This is a genomic window from Flavobacterium hercynium, assembly GCF_002217285.1.
GTDB lineage: Bacteria > Bacteroidota > Bacteroidia > Flavobacteriales > Flavobacteriaceae > Flavobacterium > Flavobacterium hercynium.
Genome location: NZ_MUGW01000020.1, coordinates 58,329 through 75,805 on the forward strand (window position 1 = coordinate 58,329; position 17,477 = coordinate 75,805).

The 17,477-nt window shown below is 33.8% G+C and carries 16 protein-coding genes; 11 read left to right on the forward strand and 5 right to left on the reverse strand.

The genetic code is table 11. From position 1 onward, the window contains the following. Nucleotides 1-3 precede the first annotated feature (3 nt). Nucleotides 4-690 (forward strand): YjjG family noncanonical pyrimidine nucleotidase, encoded by a 687-nt coding sequence (locus tag B0A66_RS10140; RefSeq protein ID WP_089049748.1) that lies wholly within the window; start codon nt 4-6, stop codon nt 688-690. A gap of 1 nt (nt 691) precedes the next feature. Continuing rightward, complete coding sequence (locus B0A66_RS10145) at nt 692-1,432, forward strand: hypothetical protein (RefSeq protein WP_089049749.1); 741 nt, start codon at nt 692-694, stop codon at nt 1,430-1,432. A 19-nt stretch (nt 1,433-1,451) separates the two neighbouring features. Here B0A66_RS10145 and B0A66_RS10150 read toward each other — a convergent pair whose 3' ends face one another. Then, nucleotides 1,452-2,729 (reverse strand): replication-associated recombination protein A, encoded by a 1,278-nt coding sequence (locus B0A66_RS10150; RefSeq protein ID WP_089049750.1) that lies wholly within the window; start codon nt 2,727-2,729, stop codon nt 1,452-1,454. 121 nt (nt 2,730-2,850) lie between these two features. Here B0A66_RS10150 and B0A66_RS10155 point away from each other — a divergent pair, with 121 nt between their 5' ends. After that, nucleotides 2,851-3,612, forward strand: coding sequence for a rhomboid family intramembrane serine protease (locus B0A66_RS10155; protein WP_089049751.1), 762 nt, complete (start codon nt 2,851-2,853; stop codon nt 3,610-3,612). A 107-nt stretch (nt 3,613-3,719) separates the two neighbouring features. Here the strand turns inward: B0A66_RS10155 and rlmB are convergent, their stop codons facing one another. The 4 genes from rlmB to B0A66_RS10175 form a co-directional block, all read right to left on the reverse strand. After that, nucleotides 3,720-4,454 carry a 23S rRNA (guanosine(2251)-2'-O)-methyltransferase RlmB gene (gene rlmB, locus B0A66_RS10160; protein WP_089049752.1) on the reverse strand — a complete coding sequence of 245 codons (735 nt, stop codon included), beginning with the start codon at nt 4,452-4,454 and terminating at the stop codon, nt 3,720-3,722. Between the two features lie 83 nt (nt 4,455-4,537). After that, nucleotides 4,538-6,124: a SusD/RagB family nutrient-binding outer membrane lipoprotein gene (locus B0A66_RS10165; RefSeq protein WP_089049753.1), complete on the reverse strand. Its 1,587-nt coding sequence runs from the start codon at nt 6,122-6,124 to the stop codon at nt 4,538-4,540. Between the two features lie 13 nt (nt 6,125-6,137). After that, a complete protein-coding gene (locus B0A66_RS10170; protein ID WP_089049754.1) occupies nt 6,138-9,269 on the reverse strand; it encodes a SusC/RagA family TonB-linked outer membrane protein in 3,132 nt (1,043 codons plus the stop codon). A gap of 85 nt (nt 9,270-9,354) precedes the next feature. Next, on the reverse strand, nt 9,355-11,055 hold the full coding sequence (locus B0A66_RS10175) for a BamA/TamA family outer membrane protein (RefSeq protein WP_244283426.1): 1,701 nt from the start codon (nt 11,053-11,055) through the stop codon (nt 9,355-9,357). Between the two features lie 183 nt (nt 11,056-11,238). On the opposite strand from B0A66_RS10175, the gene rpsL reads away from it, so the two are divergent. The 8 genes from rpsL (at nt 11,239) to rplB (ending at nt 17,471) form a co-directional block, all read left to right on the forward strand. Beyond that, nucleotides 11,239-11,622 carry a 30S ribosomal protein S12 gene (gene rpsL, locus B0A66_RS10180; RefSeq protein ID WP_007136570.1) on the forward strand — a complete coding sequence of 128 codons (384 nt, stop codon included), beginning with the start codon at nt 11,239-11,241 and terminating at the stop codon, nt 11,620-11,622. A gap of 118 nt (nt 11,623-11,740) precedes the next feature. Next, nucleotides 11,741-12,217 (forward strand): 30S ribosomal protein S7, encoded by a 477-nt coding sequence (rpsG, locus tag B0A66_RS10185; RefSeq protein WP_026727879.1) that lies wholly within the window; start codon nt 11,741-11,743, stop codon nt 12,215-12,217. A 10-nt stretch (nt 12,218-12,227) separates the two neighbouring features. Continuing rightward, complete coding sequence (gene fusA / locus B0A66_RS10190) at nt 12,228-14,384, forward strand: elongation factor G (protein WP_089049755.1); 2,157 nt, start codon at nt 12,228-12,230, stop codon at nt 14,382-14,384. Between the two features lie 11 nt (nt 14,385-14,395). Further along, nucleotides 14,396-14,701: a 30S ribosomal protein S10 gene (rpsJ, locus tag B0A66_RS10195; RefSeq protein ID WP_007803605.1), complete on the forward strand. Its 306-nt coding sequence runs from the start codon at nt 14,396-14,398 to the stop codon at nt 14,699-14,701. Between the two features lie 391 nt (nt 14,702-15,092). Next, a complete protein-coding gene (gene rplC, locus B0A66_RS10200; protein ID WP_007803612.1) occupies nt 15,093-15,710 on the forward strand; it encodes a 50S ribosomal protein L3 in 618 nt (205 codons plus the stop codon). Next, nucleotides 15,710-16,339: a 50S ribosomal protein L4 gene (gene rplD, locus B0A66_RS10205; protein ID WP_065450855.1), complete on the forward strand. Its 630-nt coding sequence runs from the start codon at nt 15,710-15,712 to the stop codon at nt 16,337-16,339. Before rplC ends, rplD begins: the two co-directional genes overlap by 1 nt. 7 nt (nt 16,340-16,346) lie before the next feature. Further along, a complete protein-coding gene (gene rplW / locus B0A66_RS10210; protein WP_017495018.1) occupies nt 16,347-16,637 on the forward strand; it encodes a 50S ribosomal protein L23 in 291 nt (96 codons plus the stop codon). Between the two features lie 9 nt (nt 16,638-16,646). Then, complete coding sequence (gene rplB, locus B0A66_RS10215) at nt 16,647-17,471, forward strand: 50S ribosomal protein L2 (protein ID WP_007803623.1); 825 nt, start codon at nt 16,647-16,649, stop codon at nt 17,469-17,471. The last annotated feature ends 6 nt before the right edge of the window (nt 17,472-17,477 follow it).

Genomic DNA, 17,477 nt, shown 5'->3' on the forward strand with positions numbered 1-17,477 from the left:
ATTATGAGCACTACTATTACCGATGTTTTTTTTGATTTAGATCACACACTTTGGGATTTTGATAAAAATTCTGAGATGGCATTTGAGCAAATTCTTAAAAGCAGATGTCCTAATGTAAAAATTGTAGATTTTATAGAAAAGTATGTACCAATAAATCAAGCTTGTTGGAAATTATACCAGCATGATAAAATTACACACCAGGAATTGCGTTATAATAGATTGAAGTTTTCGTTTGATGCTTTAAATTTTGAAATTTGTGATGAGGATATTGATGCAATTGCAAACGAATATCTCGAAAGTTTAACAGATAATAATCATCTTTTTGATGGTGCTATTGAAGTTTTGGAATATTTAAAACCAAAATACAGACTTCATATTATTACAAATGGATTTGCCAATGTTCAGGATAGAAAAATCAAGAATGCAGCACTTGCAGATTACTTCATAACTATTACAAATTCAGAACTTGCAGGCGTAAAAAAGCCAAATAGTATTATCTTTGATTATGCCATCAATTTGGCACAGGCTTCAAAAGAAAATTCTATCATGATTGGAGATTGTCTGGAAGCAGATGTTAATGGAGCCTTAGATGCAGGATTAGATGCTATTTTCTTTAATGAAAAAAGAGTAGAAGTTTCTCAAAACATCAAACAAATAAATCACTTATTAGAACTAAAAAAATATTTATAATATGAAAATTAAATTTTTATTGCTTTTGCTTGTTACATCATTTACAGGTTTTTCTCAGTCTATCAATGATTATAAAGCTGTTATTGTTCCGTTGAAATATGAATTTCTTAAAAGTGATAATCAGTATCGTTTAGCAACAATGACTAAATCAAATTTAATTAAAGCAGGTTTTCAGGCTTATTACAGTAATGAAGAATTGCCGGGTGATATCGATCGTTGTCAGCTTTTAAATATTGATGCTGTAAGAGATAATGGTTTTTTGGTTACAAAATTATATTTTGAGTTTAAAGATTGTTATGGTAAGGTCATTTATACTTCAGAAGTAGGAAAAAGTAAAGAGAAAGATTATGAAGTTGCGTATCGTGAAAGTTTAGAGATGGCTTTTGAATCGATAAAAAAATTGCACTATAAATACAGTGGCAAAATTGTAGGTGGTTCCCCTAGAATTAATACTGCGCAAGTAGCAACAACAACAGTAGCAACACCAACTCAAAATAGTGCAGTAAGCGTTGACGTTTCAGATCCTAATTTGTTATATGCACAACCAACAGAAAACGGATATCAATTAATTGACAAAACACCAAAAGTAGTTATGAAACTGCTTAAAACGTCAAGACCAGACTCTTTCATTGCTATTAAAGATGGAGTACAAGGATCTTTGAATGCAAAAGACAATCAATGGTTCTTTGAATATTACCAAAATGATAAACTTATATCTGAAAAAGTTTCAGTAAAGTTTTAAAAATAAAAGTTATGGGTTTTTAATACCCATATTTATCTTTCCAACGGTTCTTTAAGAATTCACGGTTGCTGTTCTCTCTGGAATTGCTCCCTGGATTATAAAGAACCGTTTCTTTTATAGCGTCAGGTAAAAACTCCTGATCTGCAAAATTATTAGCATAATCGTGAGAGTACTTATAATCTTCACCATAACCTAATTCTTTCATTAGTTTTGTCGGAGCATTTCTTAAATGTATTGGAACTGGTAAATCGCCAGTTTGTTTAACCAATTGCTGAGCATTGCCAATCGCTAAGTAAGAAGCATTGCTTTTTGGTGAAGTAGCTAAATAAATCGCGCATTGACTTAAAATAATACGGCTTTCCGGATATCCAATCGTAGATACTGCCTGAAAAGTATTATTAGCCATAATAAAAGCAGTAGGGTTTGCATTTCCAATATCTTCACTTGATAAAATTAGCATCCTTCGGGCGATAAATTTTACATCTTCACCTCCTTCTATCATTCTGGCCAACCAGTACACGGCACCATTAGGATCACTTCCTCTAATCGATTTTATAAAAGCAGATACAATGTCATAATGTTGTTCTCCTGTCTTGTCATACAATACGGTATTTTGTTGTACAAGTTCAAAAACACGATCATTCGTAATAATTACTTCGCCCTCAGGAGAAGCATTTATTACGAGTTCGAATATATTTAGTAATTTCCTGCCATCTCCGCCAGAAAGTCTTAATAAAGCTTCCGTTTCCTTTAAAACTATATTTTTAGCCTTTAATTCAACGTCAGATTTCATTGCACGATGCAGTAATGCTTCCAAATCCGTTTTACTAAATGCATTTAGAATATAAACTTGGCAGCGCGACAATAGTGCGGGAATAACTTCAAAGCTTGGATTTTCTGTAGTAGCACCAATTAACGTTATCCATCCTTTTTCCACCGCAGCTAAAAGGGAATCTTGTTGAGATTTACTGAATCGGTGAATCTCATCAATAAATAAGATTGGATTTTTCGCTGTAAACAATCCGCCACTCTGTTTCGCCTTTTCAATAACATCACGAATATCCTTTACGCCGGAGTTGATGGCACTCAAAATATAAAACGGACGTTTTGACTCTTGTGCAATAATTTGTGCTAAAGTAGTTTTTCCCGTTCCGGGTGGTCCCCAAAAGATAAGGGAAGGGATAATTCCTTTCGAGATTTGTTGCGTAAGAGAACCACTTGGTCCAACCAAATGATGTTGACTAATATAATCTTCGAGTTTCTGTGGGCGAATACGCTCTGCTAAGGGTGCTTCCATTATACAAAATTACTGTTTTCAATTTTAATTATTTAGTTTTTAAAACAGTAAGCTGACAAATTAACAGTAAAATGTGTTTGGATAGTTTTTTGATCACCTATAAAAACTGATGCTAGACTTTATGAATGATAACCACTTTAAATTTTCGAATTCCGTTATAGGATTACCAGTCTTTTTTGTCCTCTTTCTTTGGATAGTTTATTGGAGTCAAATTCGATTTGATTTTGATTTTTATGATAACGGAATATACCCAAGAGATTTATCGGGTTTGCAGGGTGTTTTATTCAGCCCCTTCATTCATGAAAACTTAAGTCATCTCTATAATAATTCACTTCCGCTTTTAGTTCTATTGGCAGCATTGCAATTCTTTTATCCCAAACAAAGTCTTGGAGTAATCTGTTACGGAATTATTTTTTCGGGCTTAATCACCTGGCTTATAGGACGGGCAAATTATCACATCGGTGCAAGTGGATTAATATATGTTTTGGTAAGTTTTATTTTTTTTAAAGGAATCCAAAGTGGTTATTATAGATTAGTAGCACTTTCATTATCTGTAATATTACTTTATGGAGGTATGATCTGGTATGTTTTTCCTGATGTAGATGAATCTATTTCATGGGAAGGACATTTAGGAGGTTTTATAACCGGATTTGCAATGTCTCTATTTTATAAAACACCTGAATATAAGAAAGCAATCGTTTACGATTGGCAACAACCCGATTTTAATCCTGAAGAGGATGCTTTTATGAAACATTTTGACGAGAACGGTAATTTTGTCAACACAGAAGTTCCCGACGAAGAAGAAGAAATTGTTTCTTATTTTAATTCCAATCTTAATGTGAATTACACAGTAATGAAAAAAGAATCTGATGAGAAAATCTAATTAGTATAAAGGGGAGTATATGCTATTGCTATAAAAAGAAAAAATCTCCGCGAAGGAGATTTAAACTTATTATTTTGAATATTATATTATCTATATAAAATAGTTGCTTAACTTCTTTGTCGAACAGTTTCGTATAAAAATGCACCACAAGCAACAGAAACGTTCAGCGATCCTATTGAACCGAACATAGGTAATTTTGCTTTTTCATCTACAATTTTAAGTACAGAAGGATTAATTCCTCTATCCTCTGATCCCATAATTATAGCTACAGGTTCATTTAAAGCCAAGTCATAAATGTTCTGATCTGTCTTTTCGGTAGCAGCAATAGTTTTTATTCCTGAACCCTGAAGATAAAATATAGCATCTTTAATGTGTTCAACTTTACAAATAGGAACATTAAATACAGCACCCGCAGATGTTTTTACAGTATCACCATTCACAGGAGCAGAACCTGCTTTTTGTACAATGATTCCGTTTACTCCAGTACACTCAGCTGTTCTGATAATAGCACCAAAATTACGTGCGTCAGAAATTTGATCTAATATTAGGAATAAAGGTTTTGCACCAGAAGCTATTGTAGATTCAACTAAATGCTCTAAATCAATAAATCCAATAGGGGATATTGTAGCAACAGCACCTTGATGGTTATTAGGTGTTAGACGATTTAATTTTTCGACAGGTACATAAGAGAAATTAATGTTAGCGCGTTTCATCACTTTCATTAAATCTTTCATTAACTCACCAGAAATTTCTTTTTGGATGAATACTTTATCTACTTCTTTGCCCGCTTGAATTGCTTCTATGATGGCTCTAATTCCAAAAATTTGATGTTCTTTTTCCATGCCGCAAATATAGGTATAATGTTGAAATAAAAAAACCATCCCGAATGAACGGGATGGCTTTTGTATTTATTTGGAAAGATGAATTACGGCTTAGCCCAAATTAGTTTTGTGTCTAATTTATCACCTCCAATAGCAGCAGCAGCAGCTTTAACATTTTCACCATTTAACTGTTGTAAGTTAACTGGGTATGTAAATCTGTCTGGCATACGAGTTAAGTTGTTTAACGCTACGAAAGTATACGTTGTTTCTCCATCAATTGGGTTATGAAGTTCATAAGTTCCACCTGGTTGAAGAAGAGTGTTTGGATATCCAGTTCTTCTGTATTCAGCGAAAGCTTCATAAGGTTGCATGAAAAGAGCAATGTATTTTTGAGTAATTACAGTCTCTTGAGTAGCAGGAGCTAAAGTAGCTACGTAAGTAGCAATTTTTGCTGGTGTAACTCCCCAACGCTCTAAAGATGCAGTAACTCCATTTTGATAGTGTGTATTATCCCATCCATAATGTTCAGCTAATAAAAATTCTACTTCAGCATATTCCATTAAGATTTCAGTATAATCTTGCTTCAATACATTATAGCTCCAGAAAGATGTACCTTCTAATTGAGACTCAGCTTGTGCACTTGTTAAACCGTATGGCATACCAACATATTGGTCAAGATCATCTGTTTCGCTATAAGTTTTAGCCTGAATATCCTCTATCGCAGCAGTAATAGGAGATGCATATTTTTGTAATCTTGGATCTACATTTCCAAATAATGGTCCCGCTGTCTTTCCTTTTAATAAATCTACAAAAGTATTTGACATAGCAAAGTCAGTTCTGTTATCAAGAAAGAAAGCTCTGTACATTGGACTTGGATTAACATCATCTGCTTGGTATGTAAGTCCAACGGTGTCATCATTTGATTCCATAACACCTTTGTTAATAGCGTCAAGAATATGAGCCTCAGCTCCAGGAACAACACCTTTTACTCTAGTTGCAACGCGTAATCTCAATGAGTTAGCGAATTTTACAAGTTTAGCCGGAGTTCCGAAAAGGTTATCACCTTTTGTAAAAACAGATGGTTCAGTTAAAACTACAGATTCCGCAGCTTCTTTTAATTCTTTCAAGATATCAGTGTAGATTTTTTCTTGAGATGCAAATTTAGGTTTAATAAATTCATCTGCTTGAAACGCTTGAAAATCTGGATCTTGATTCCCGTAAGAATAGTAAGGAACGTCACCATATGCATCTGCTAATTGCAAAAAGATATACGATAACATGATTCTTGAAGCAGCAATTTGATTTGTATTATTACCGTAAACCGCATTGTTTACTTTTAGAACTGGATCTGTATTAATTTCAATAATAGTTTTGAAATCAACACCAGTTAAATAATAATTAGTAAACAAGCTCGTATTCGTTCCTGCTCTAAATTGAAAACGATCCTCTTCAGTATAGTTTCTCTGTGCAGAATATTGCATCCATGGTAATGTCATTCTACCAGATGCAAATCCATCTCGGGTAGTAGTCATTAAAGCTTCAGTAGCACTGTTGAAAAGTCCAAAAGAAGTTACATTATAAAGTTCTGGTTGATTTGGATTCTCGTTTATCTCTTCTAATTGATCAGAACAGCTTACTGTGGTTGTAAGCAGTGCTGCAATTGATAATATTGATATGAATATTTTTTTCATCTTAAATTTTGTTTTAGAATTTAAATTCTAGGTTCATTCCGTATGTTCTTGTTGATGGCAATGACCCACCTTCAAGACCTTGAGCATTTCCGCTACCGTATGAAGCCATCTCAGGATCCATTCCTTTCCAATCTAATCCCCATGCAAATAAGTTTCTTGCGAAAAGAGAGAATCTTACATCAGCTAATGGTCCAATTAATTTTTTAGGCATGCTGTATCCAAGAGTTACCTCTCTTAATTTGATGTAGCTAGCGTCAAAAACGTTTTGTGCATCAACACCACCGTAGTGTAATCTAGCCCATGTTTTTCCAGGTAGTACAGTTTGATTAACTGTTCCGTCTGCGCGAACACCATCAAGTACGATACCATTTTCTCTAAGACCTTCTGTAGCAGTATTGTCTAAGATACCAGAGTAAGTTCCCCACATGTGTGTAGTAGAGAAGTAACTTCCGCCTTCTTGCATGTCAATTAAGAAACCAAAGTTTAAATTTTTGTATTTAAAGTTGTTTCTAAGACCCATGTTGTATTTTGGTATAATACTACCTAAAGATTTTTGAGCTGAAGGAACGTAAGCACCTCTAGAATCAACAATTTTTTTACCAGTTGCCTCATCGTAAGTAAAGTCAGTTCCGTAGATTTGACCATATTTTTGACCAGTAACAGCTAATAATCTAGCTTGGAATGGTGCGTTAGCAATTGATAATTCATTAACACCATCAATTAATTCAATTAATTTGTTATCATTTTTCGCGAAGTTCCAAGTAACATCCCATCTGAAATCTTGTGTTCTAACCGGATTAATGTTAACAGTTGCCTCAATACCTTTATTTTGTAATTTACCAGCATTGTAAATTCTTGCATTATATCCTGTTGATGGATCCAGCTGAATTGGAGTGATTAAGTCTGTTGTTACAACATCATAATATGTTACGTCAAGACCAAGTCTTCTATCAAACAAACTTAATTCTAAACCTACCTCTTTCGTTGTTTTTAACTCTGGTTTTAGGTCAGGATTACCACCTTGGTTTGGCTTACTGTATCTAGGTGCACCTTGGAAAGGAGTACCTACGAAAGCGTAATCTTGAAGGTTGTACACATTTGTTGCATTACCTGCTTGTGCCCATCCTCCTCTAATTTTACCGTAGTTTAACCATGAAGTATTAGTTAATTCAGAGAAAATAAAACTTCCTGTTATAGAAGCGTAGTTTACAGATTTGAATACAGTACTAAACCAATCCTGTCTGTCAGTAGCTTCAATAAATAAGAAATCGTCATATCCTAATGAAACAAAACCGTAAAGACTGTTTGTTCTCATATTCTCTTCTTTGTTTGTCGCTTTTGCTGGATTTGAACTATTTGCTAAGTTGTAAACATTTCTTAAGTCTAAACCACCTACTGATTCACCTTCTAGTAATGATAAACCATAGCTTCTTCTATTTGCACCAAAGAAAGAGTTTATACTAAATTTGTCGAATTTTTTGTCAAAGTGTAAACGACCTTCATAGTTAAAATCTGTCACTGTTCTGTTGCTAGTATAATAGCTTGGAGTAGCTTGAGAGCCTACAGCAACTTGTTCATGAATGTTTAAAGTGTAAACGTCACCATATACGTTACCTACAGCATATAATTCTGGAGTAATGTTGTAAGTAAGTTTTCCATTACCATATATTCTGTTTCTTGTATCGCCAGAAGTATTTTCATTGATAATCCAGTATGGATTATCAGAATAGTTAGGTCTTGCATCATTCCAAGCAACTCTATTCCAAGTTCTTTGGTTGCCGTTAGCTAATTTGTAATCTTTTAATACATTATAATCCAATTGTGTTTGACCAAAATGGAAGAATTTTTGAGCTAAACTGTTATCTGAGTAACCTTGTTCTGGTCTGTTAAAACCTTTAGTGTGAGTATATGTTACCATACCTTCAGCTTTCAATCTATCAGTTAACTTTGTATTAGCATTGATAGAGAACGTGTTTTTTGATAAAGTTGAGTTTGGAACAATACCTTCTGTTCTTTGATTAGCGTAAGAAAATCTAATTCCTGAATCTTGAGTTGATTTAGAGAAAGAAATAGCGTTGTTTCTTGTGATACCAGTGTTAAAAAATGATTTAACACCATTTTTAGGAGCTACAAAAGGTATTTCTTTTAAATAATCATTAGAAAATTCCGGATCAAATGCATTCCAAGGTAAGTACAATAAGTTTGGATCGTATTTTGGACCCCAACTTTCATCTAGAGCGTAGTTAGCAAGATTATAAGTTCGTCCGTTAATTACTTGTGTTCTTAATGTAGTTGCACCACCACCACCATATGATGTTTGCATAGTAGGCATGATGTTTACACTTTCGAATGTAATACCAGTGTTGAAAGAAATTTCAGCTTTACCACCAGATTTTTTTGCAGATTTAGTAGTATACAAAATTGCACCGTTACCAGCTCTACTTCCGTAAAGAGCAGCAGCAGGACCACCTTTAAGTACAGTTACAGATTCGATATCATCTGGGTTAATGTCTGCAGAAGCATCTCCGTAATCTCTACCTCCAGCACCTCTTTGTGTGTTTGCGTCATTGTAGTTACCATTGTCTAATGGAATACCATCTACAACGATTAAAGGTCTGTTTTCACCTGTCACGGATCCAACACCTCTAAGTACAATTCTTGTAGAACCACCCATTGTAGAAGGAGCAGTTACCTGTAAACCTGCAACGTTACCAGATAAAGCTGATACTGCATTGTTTGTTCCACCTTCGTTAATTACACTACCTTTTAAGTCTTGTGCAGCGTAACTAATAGATTTTTTCTCTCTTTTAATTCCTAACGCAGCAGTAATTACTACGCTTTCAAGTTCTACAGAATCATCAGACAATTTGATGTTTAATGATGATGAACTTGCTGCTACTTCTTGAGATTTCATCCCGATGTAGCTAAATACCAAAATTTGGCTTGGTGCTGCTTTGATAGAGAATTTACCATCAAAATCAGTTTGTGTTCCAGTTTTCGTTCCTTTGATTAATACACTTACACCTGGTAAAGGCATTCCTGCATTATCGGAAACATTTCCTGAAACAGCTCTTTCTTGCGCAAAAGTTAGTTGCGCCACTAGTGCTAATAATAGCACTAAGAATCCATTGAACTTTAGTTTCATTTTTAAATATTTTGAATTAGTCTCGCAAAACTCTTAATAATTTGTTAACTATCCTAATAATAATTTAAACTTTTTTTGTTTACTGCTAAAATTTAACATTATAACATAAGTTTATGATACTGTTATATAATTGTATATCCTCATTGTTAGTAGTTCCGTTTGTAAGAGTTATTCTCAATAATCCATTTGCTGTCTGGGTTGCTACACCAAATCCAATTCCTGTTAATTTCTTGATTTTTTTTGATTGAATATTACTTGTAACATCTTGATATAGACCATAATCAATTATTGAGTGAATATATAAGTTCTTTGAGACAATATATCTGTATTCTGTAAGAATTGATGACATGAAATTTGCTTGAAGACTATTTTCTGAAAAACCTCTTATTGAATTAATTCCTCCAAATCGAAATAATTCGTTTGAAATGTAATTTTTACTGTTAAGATAAAAATTTTGTGAATTTATGTTAATGTAATTTTTCTCGTTTAGCTCAAAATTGTATAAAATATTGAAATTTGTAAATATTTGTTTGCTTGGATTAGCGGTTGATGGATTGTTGTTGGTATTTCTTTTTCCGTACCCTAAAATTAAATTGACGATTGCTTTTTTAAAAAAAAGTTGATTTTGATTGTCATTTTTTTTATAGTCAAAAGTTGAAGTGATATATGAATTTTTAAAATCACTAATTAATGAACTATTAGTATTTTGGATATCACTGGATTCTGTTGATTGATATCCTAAATATATTTTAGAGTTGTATTTTATGTAATAACCTAAATCTATGGAGGTCTTTGTGTTTTGAAAAGTACTGTCTTGTTTGAAGATGTTTAGTTGTGCTTTGACTCCTAAAGAAGACTGAAAAATATACGGTATTTCTATTTTCGTGTTAAACGTAGTTTGTTGCTCGCCGTCACTTTTCCAATAGAGTGAAAATTGTTCACCGGCGCGAAGTGTATTTTGTAGTGTTATATCAAGATACCCGTTAAAACGTAATTTTTCATCTTCATCATTAGAAAATCCTATGTAGCCATCAAATGTGTTGGCTCTTTTCTTTTCCGGATAAATATAAATCTTGGTGGAGTCTTTTGTGAAAAGTATTTCAGGATATTTAGTTTGAGTTAAAAATTCAAAGTTATTAATGTCTTCATATAGATCATTTAAAATTTCCTGATTAAAAGTTTTGTTGATGTATTTTTTGTTGAGTTGTTTTATGTGACCTTTTGGTAAAAGTCTCTTGTTTTTGTCATTATCGTAATTTATAATAATGGAATTAACAGTGCGTTTTTTTTCGGATTTAAAATTTAGGTCGGCATAAATTGTTGAATTCTTTCTTTTGATATTTTCAAGTTTGATTTTGCTCAAGGCATATCCATTTTTTTCTGCGTCAATAATTTTCTGATTTAAATAATTTTCTAGTTGATCATATTGAATTATTATGCTGTCATTTTTGGTTTCTGTAGGTTTGAAGAAGGATTTATTTATACCTATATATATATGAATAAATTTTGTTCTGTTTTTAAGATTGATTATGGTGTTGTAAGTGGTATCGTTTATTTTTGTTGTTTCAGGTGTTTTAATATCGAGATAGCCTTTTTTTAAAAGTCCTTGGGCTGTACTATTTACTTCGTTTAGTAATGATTTTAAGTTAGAATGATTTGATTGGTATTGGAGTGAATCAATGATTTTAGTTTCTATTGGATTAATTCCATTTATTTTTAAATGAAAAGTTTGTGTGTAGGCGTTGAATCCTAATAAAGAAAGTGTTATGTAAATTAGTTGTTTCAAAAGGGCTTGTTGATTTATTAAATGGTATTGCAAATATCTATTGTTTGTTTGTAAAAACATAAGAATAAATAATGTTGTTGAAAATTAATGAATTAACGTTTGGATAGTGAAATTTATTTTATACATTTGCAACCCCGTAAAAAGCGGGAATTTAATATACATAATAAATTTTTAGTATTAATTATGCCAACAATTCAACAATTAGTAAGAACAGGAAGAACTCAGATAACTAAGAAGAGTAAATCGGTTGCTTTAGATTCTTGTCCTCAAAGAAGAGGGGTTTGTACGCGTGTTTACACTACTACACCAAAAAAACCAAACTCTGCAATGCGTAAAGTTGCGCGTGTACGTTTGACAAATGGTAATGAAGTGAATGCTTACATCCCTGGAGAAGGACACAATTTACAAGAGCACTCGATAGTATTAGTTAGAGGTGGAAGGGTAAAAGATTTACCAGGTGTTAGATATCATATCGTTCGTGGAGCGCTTGACACGTCAGGAGTTGCAGGAAGAACGCAAAGAAGATCTAAGTACGGTGCTAAACGCCCAAAAGAAGCAAAAAAGTAATTTAAAACGTTAAGAGTTGGAGGTTAGGAGTTAAGGTTACGGGTTTATAATGTATATTATAAATCTTTAACACATAACAATTAACGGATAACCTATAACTTTTTATTAAAAAAAAGACATGAGAAAAAGAGCGGCAAAGAAAAGACCACTTTTACCAGATCCAAGGTTTAATGACCAATTGGTTACACGTTTTGTGAATAACCTAATGTGGGATGGTAAGAAATCTACAGCTTTTAAAGTATTTTATGATGCTATTGATATCATAGAAACTAAAAAGCAGAATGATGAAAAAACTTCATTAGAAATTTGGAAAGATGCGTTAACTAACGTTATGCCTCACGTAGAAGTACGTAGCCGTAGAGTTGGTGGAGCTACATTTCAAATTCCAATGCAGATTAGACCAGACAGAAAAATTTCTATGGCAATGAAGTGGTTAATACTTTATTCTAGAAGAAGAAATGAAAAATCTATGGCGCAACGTTTAGCATCAGAATGTTTAGCTGCTGCTAAAGAAGAAGGTGCTGCAGTTAAGAAAAGAATGGATACTCACAAGATGGCAGAAGCTAATAAAGCTTTCTCTCACTTTAGATTTTAATTCGTAAGAAATGGCTAGAGATTTAAAATATACAAGAAATATTGGAATTGCTGCTCACATTGATGCTGGTAAAACAACAACAACTGAGCGTATCCTTTTTTATACTGGAAAGTCACATAAAATTGGTGAAGTACACGATGGTGCTGCAACAATGGACTGGATGGCTCAAGAACAAGAAAGAGGTATTACAATTACTTCGGCTGCGACAACTTGTGAGTGGAATTTTCCTACTGAGCAAGGTAAGCTTTTGCCTGAGTCTTTGCCTTACCACTTTAATATTATTGATACTCCTGGACACGTTGACTTTACTGTAGAGGTAAACCGTTCGTTACGTGTACTTGATGGTTTAGTTTTCTTATTTAGTGCTGTTGATGGTGTTGAGCCTCAGTCAGAAACTAACTGGAGACTTGCTGATCAATATAGAGTTCCTAGAATGGGATTCGTTAATAAAATGGATCGTCAAGGATCTAACTTTTTGGCAGTTTGTCAACAAGTTCGTGATATGTTAAAGTCAAATGCTGTTGCGATCACTTTGCCAATTGGTGAGGAGAATGATTTCAAAGGTGTTGTGGATTTAGTAAAAAATCAAGCTATCATTTGGCATGATGCTACTCAAGGGGCAACTTTTGATATAGTTGATATTCCTGCTGATATGGTTGCTGAAGTTAAAGAATACAGATCTATTCTTATTGAAGCAGTTGCTGATTATGATGAAAATCTTTTAGAGAAATTCATGGAAGATGAAAGCTCTATTACAGAAGAAGAAATCAACAACGCTTTAAGAGCGGCTACTATGGATATGGCAATCATTCCTATGATCGCTGGTTCTTCTTTCAAAAACAAAGGAGTTCAATTCATGTTAGATGCAGTATGTAAATATTTGCCTTCTCCAATGGATAAGGAAGGTATTGAAGGTATTCATCCTGATGATGCTGAGTTATTAGAAGAAGATCAAACTAAAATCTTGCGTAAGCCAGATGTAAAAGAGCCGTTCGCTGCTTTAGCATTTAAAATTGCTACTGACCCATTCGTAGGTCGTTTAGCTTTCTTCCGTGCTTATTCTGGTCGTTTAGATGCTGGTTCTTATGTTTTGAATACTCGTTCTGGTAATAAAGAAAGAATTTCTCGTATCTACCAAATGCACGCTAATAAACAAAATCCAATCGAATTTATTGAGGCTGGAGATATTGGAGCTGCTGTTGGATTTAAAGATATTAAAACTGGAGATACATTGTGTGATGAAAAACACCCAATTATTCTTGAGTCTATGAAATTCCCTGCACCGGTAATTGGTATTGCAATTGAGCCTAAAACTAAAGCTGACGTTGATAAAATGGGTATGGCTTTAGCTAAATTAGCTGAAGAAGATCCAACATTTACTGTTAGAACTGACGAGGCTTCTGGACAAACTATTATCTCAGGTATGGGTGAGCTTCACTTAGATATCTTAGTTGATCGTATGAAACGTGAATTTAAAGTTGAAGTAAACCAAGGTGAGCCTCAAGTTGAATACAAAGAAGCGTTTACAAGAACTGCTACGCATAGAGAAACTTACAAGAAACAATCAGGGGGTCGTGGTAAATTCGGTGATATCGTATTTACACTTGAGCCAGCTGATGAAGTTGATGGTAAAGTTCCTGTTGGATTACAGTTTATTAATGCAGTAAAAGGTGGTAACGTTCCTAAAGAATATATTCCATCTGTAGAAAAAGGTTTCCGTGAAGCTATGAAAACTGGTCCTTTGGCTGGTTATCAAGTGGATAGTTTGAAAGTAACTTTGACAGACGGATCTTTCCACCCTGTCGATTCTGATGCTCTTTCTTTTGAATTAGCTGCAAGAATGGGTTACAGAGAAGTGGCTAAGGCTGCTGGAGCAATTATTCTTGAGCCAATCATGAAAATGGAGGTTATTACACCTGAAGAAAATATGGGAGATATCGTAGGAGATATTAACCGTCGTAGAGGTCAGGTTAATGACATGGGTGATAGAAATGGTGCTAAAACTATTAAGGCTGATGTGCCATTATCAGAAATGTTTGGATATGTAACAACATTAAGAACATTATCTTCTGGTAGAGCTACTTCAACAATGGAGTTTTCTCACTATGCAGAAACACCTTCTAATATTTCAGAAGCGGTAATTAAAAAAGCAAAAGGTAACGCTTAATTCTTAAGAAAATGAGTCAAAAAATCAGAATAAAACTAAAATCTTACGATCATATGTTGGTAGATAAGTCTGCTGAAAAGATTGTAAAAACAGTAAAAACTACTGGAGCAGTTGTAACAGGTCCAATTCCTTTGCCAACTCACAAAAAACTTTTCACTGTATTACGTTCTCCGCACGTTAACAAAAAAGCGAGAGAGCAATTTGAAGTAATGTCATACAAGAGATTGATTGATATTTATTCATCTTCATCTAAAACAATTGATGCATTAATGAAACTTGAATTGCCAAGTGGAGTTGAAGTAGAAATAAAAGTATAATTTTTTGTTATATTTTTTAATAGAAAGCGAGACAGAAATGTCTCGCTTTTTTTGTTTCATAATTTGTTTTTTAAGTTTTTATTTTTGGACTATTGTGAATGATTTTTTAGCGAAAGGCCTTTTGTTTAGAGGGTTGAGTGAGTTTTTATTGTGTTTTAAATTATGTTATTGTTAATCTTTGTGTGGTGTTTAATTAAGTTCTTGAAATTAATATTTATGCCAATGAGCTCTTTTTAAATGGTGCTTTTGTTCTTTACTTTTGATTATGAGCGATTTAATTTTTGTAACTGTTTGGTATATTCAATTTTAATATATACTTTTGCACTCCCTGTTTGGAAATTTCTGTTATTTTCAAATTGAAGGGAATTTTAGTAATTAATAATTAATATTTATGTCTGGGTTAATTGGTAAAAAAATCGGCATGACTAGCATTTTCGACGAAAACGGGAAAAACATTCCTTGTACAGTAATCGAAGCTGGGCCGTGTGTTGTTACCCAAGTCAGAACCAAAGGTGTTGACGGGTACGAAGCGTTGCAACTTGGTTTCGATGACAAAAACGAGAAACATTCCACTAAAGCTGCTTTAGGGCACTTTAAAAAAGCTGGAACTGTTGCTAAGAAAAAAGTCGTTGAATTTCAAGATTTTGCAACTGAACAAAAATTAGGAGATCTTATTGATGTTTCTATTTTTGCTGAAGGAGAATTTGTAGATGTACAAGGTGTGTCTAAAGGTAAAGGTTTTCAAGGGGTTGTTAAACGTCACGGATTTGGTGGTGTAGGACAAGCAACTCACGGTCAACATAACCGTTTAAGAGCGCCAGGTTCTGTAGGAGCTTCTTCTTATCCATCTAGAGTATTCAAAGGAATGCGTATGGCTGGAAGAATGGGAGGAGACAATGTAAAAGTTCAAAACCTTAGAGTTTTAAAAGTGGTTGCTGAAAAGAACCTACTTGTTATTAAAGGATGTGTTCCTGGACATAAAAACTCTTATGTAATCATTCAGAAGTAATGGAAGTAAAAGTATTAGATTTCAACGGAAAAGATACTGGTAGAAAAGTTCAACTTTCTGATTCAGTATTCGCAATTGAACCAAACAATCACGCTGTATACCTTGATGTTAAGCAATATCTTGCTAATCAAAGACAAGGAACTCACAAAGCAAAAGAAAGAGCTGAAGTGACAGGAAGTACGCGTAAGATTAAAAAACAAAAAGGAACAGGTACTGCTCGTGCGGGAAGTATCAAAAATCCATTGTTTAAAGGTGGTGGAACAATTTTTGGACCAAGACCAAGAAGTTATTCATTTAAATTGAATAAAAGCTTGAAAAGATTGGCTAGAAAATCAGCTTTCTCAATCAAAGCAAAAGAGTCGAATATTATCGTTCTTGAAGACTTTAATTTTGAAGCGCCAAACACTAAAAATTTCATTAACGTTTTGAAAGCTTTAGGGTTAGAAAATAAAAAATCTCTATTTGTGTTGGGAGAGTCAAATAAAAATGTATATTTGTCGTCACGCAATTTAAAGGCTTCTAATGTCGTAACTAGCTCAGAATTAAGCACTTACGCTATTTTAAACACTAACAATTTAGTGCTTTTAGAAGGTTCTTTGGAGTTAATCGAAGAAAATTTAAGCAAATAATAGGAGTATGAGTATCATAATTAGACCTATAGTAACAGAAAAAGTAACCAAAGAAAGTGAAGTTTTAAACCGCTTCGGATTCGTTGTTGACAAAAAAGCAAACAAAGTTCAGATTAAGAAAGCTGTTGAAGCTGCTTATGGAGTAACTATAGTTTCAGTTAACACGATGAACGTAAGACCGGATAGAACTACAAAATACACTAAAAGTGGTTTGATCAGTGGAAAGACAAATGCAATTAAGAAAGCGATTGTTCAAGTACAAGAAGGAGAAACAATTGATTTTTACAACAATATCTAAGATAGAAAAATGTCAGTAAGAAAATTAAAACCTATTACCCCAGGTCAGCGATTTAGAGTTGTGAATGGTTATGACGCCATTACAACTGATAAGCCGGAACGCTCTTTGATAGCGCCGATAAAAAACTCTGGAGGTAGAAATAGTCAAGGAAAGATGACCATGCGTTATACGGGTGGTGGTCACAAGCAGAGATATCGTATCATTGATTTCAAAAGAACTAAAGACGGAATTCCGGCTACTGTGAAATCAATTGAATATGATCCAAATCGTACTGCATTTATCGCTTTATTAGCTTATGCTGATGGAGAGAAAACATACGTTATTGCTCAAAACGGATTGAAAGTTGGTCAGAAATTAGTTTCTGGTCCTGAATCTCAACCTGAAATTGGTAATACATTGCCTTTAAGCAGAATTCCTTTAGGAACTGTTATCTCTTGTATTGAGTTACGTCCAGGTCAAGGTGCGGTAATCGCTCGTTCAGCTGGAACATTTGCTCAATTAATGGCAAGAGATGGAAAATACGCTACAATCAAAATGCCATCTGGTGAAACAAGATTGATCTTGTTAACTTGTTCGGCTACAATTGGAGCTGTTTCTAATTCAGACCACCAATTAGTTGTATCTGGTAAAGCAGGTAGAACAAGATGGTTAGGAAGAAGACCTAGAACAAGACCTGTTGCAATGAACCCTGTTGATCACCCAATGGGTGGTGGAGAAGGACGTTCTTCTGGTGGACATCCACGTTCAAGAAATGGAATACCAGCAAAAGGTTATAGAACTCGTTCTAAGAAAAACCCGAGTAACAAGTATATCGTAGAACGTAGAAAGAAATAATAAGAT

What these genes read in the sequence shown, in the direction of transcription:
- B0A66_RS10140 (WP_089049748.1), top strand. Translation starts at nt 4, where the DNA reads ATGAGCACTACTATTACCGATGTTTTTTTTGATTTAGATCACACACTT.
- B0A66_RS10145 (WP_089049749.1), top strand. Translation starts at nt 692, where the DNA reads ATGAAAATTAAATTTTTATTGCTTTTGCTTGTTACATCATTTACAGGT.
- B0A66_RS10150 (WP_089049750.1), bottom strand. Translation starts at nt 2,729, where the DNA reads ATGGAAGCACCCTTAGCAGAGCGTATTCGCCCACAGAAACTCGAAGAT.
- B0A66_RS10155 (WP_089049751.1), top strand. Translation starts at nt 2,851, where the DNA reads ATGAATGATAACCACTTTAAATTTTCGAATTCCGTTATAGGATTACCA.
- rlmB (WP_089049752.1), bottom strand. Translation starts at nt 4,454, where the DNA reads ATGGAAAAAGAACATCAAATTTTTGGAATTAGAGCCATCATAGAAGCA.
- B0A66_RS10165 (WP_089049753.1), bottom strand. Translation starts at nt 6,124, where the DNA reads ATGAAAAAAATATTCATATCAATATTATCAATTGCAGCACTGCTTACA.
- B0A66_RS10170 (WP_089049754.1), bottom strand. Translation starts at nt 9,269, where the DNA reads ATGAAACTAAAGTTCAATGGATTCTTAGTGCTATTATTAGCACTAGTG.
- rpsL (WP_007136570.1), top strand. Translation starts at nt 11,239, where the DNA reads ATGCCAACAATTCAACAATTAGTAAGAACAGGAAGAACTCAGATAACT.
- rpsG (WP_026727879.1), top strand. Translation starts at nt 11,741, where the DNA reads ATGAGAAAAAGAGCGGCAAAGAAAAGACCACTTTTACCAGATCCAAGG.
- fusA (WP_089049755.1), top strand. Translation starts at nt 12,228, where the DNA reads ATGGCTAGAGATTTAAAATATACAAGAAATATTGGAATTGCTGCTCAC.
- rpsJ (WP_007803605.1), top strand. Translation starts at nt 14,396, where the DNA reads ATGAGTCAAAAAATCAGAATAAAACTAAAATCTTACGATCATATGTTG.
- rplC (WP_007803612.1), top strand. Translation starts at nt 15,093, where the DNA reads ATGTCTGGGTTAATTGGTAAAAAAATCGGCATGACTAGCATTTTCGAC.
- rplD (WP_065450855.1), top strand. Translation starts at nt 15,710, where the DNA reads ATGGAAGTAAAAGTATTAGATTTCAACGGAAAAGATACTGGTAGAAAA.
- rplW (WP_017495018.1), top strand. Translation starts at nt 16,347, where the DNA reads ATGAGTATCATAATTAGACCTATAGTAACAGAAAAAGTAACCAAAGAA.
- rplB (WP_007803623.1), top strand. Translation starts at nt 16,647, where the DNA reads ATGTCAGTAAGAAAATTAAAACCTATTACCCCAGGTCAGCGATTTAGA.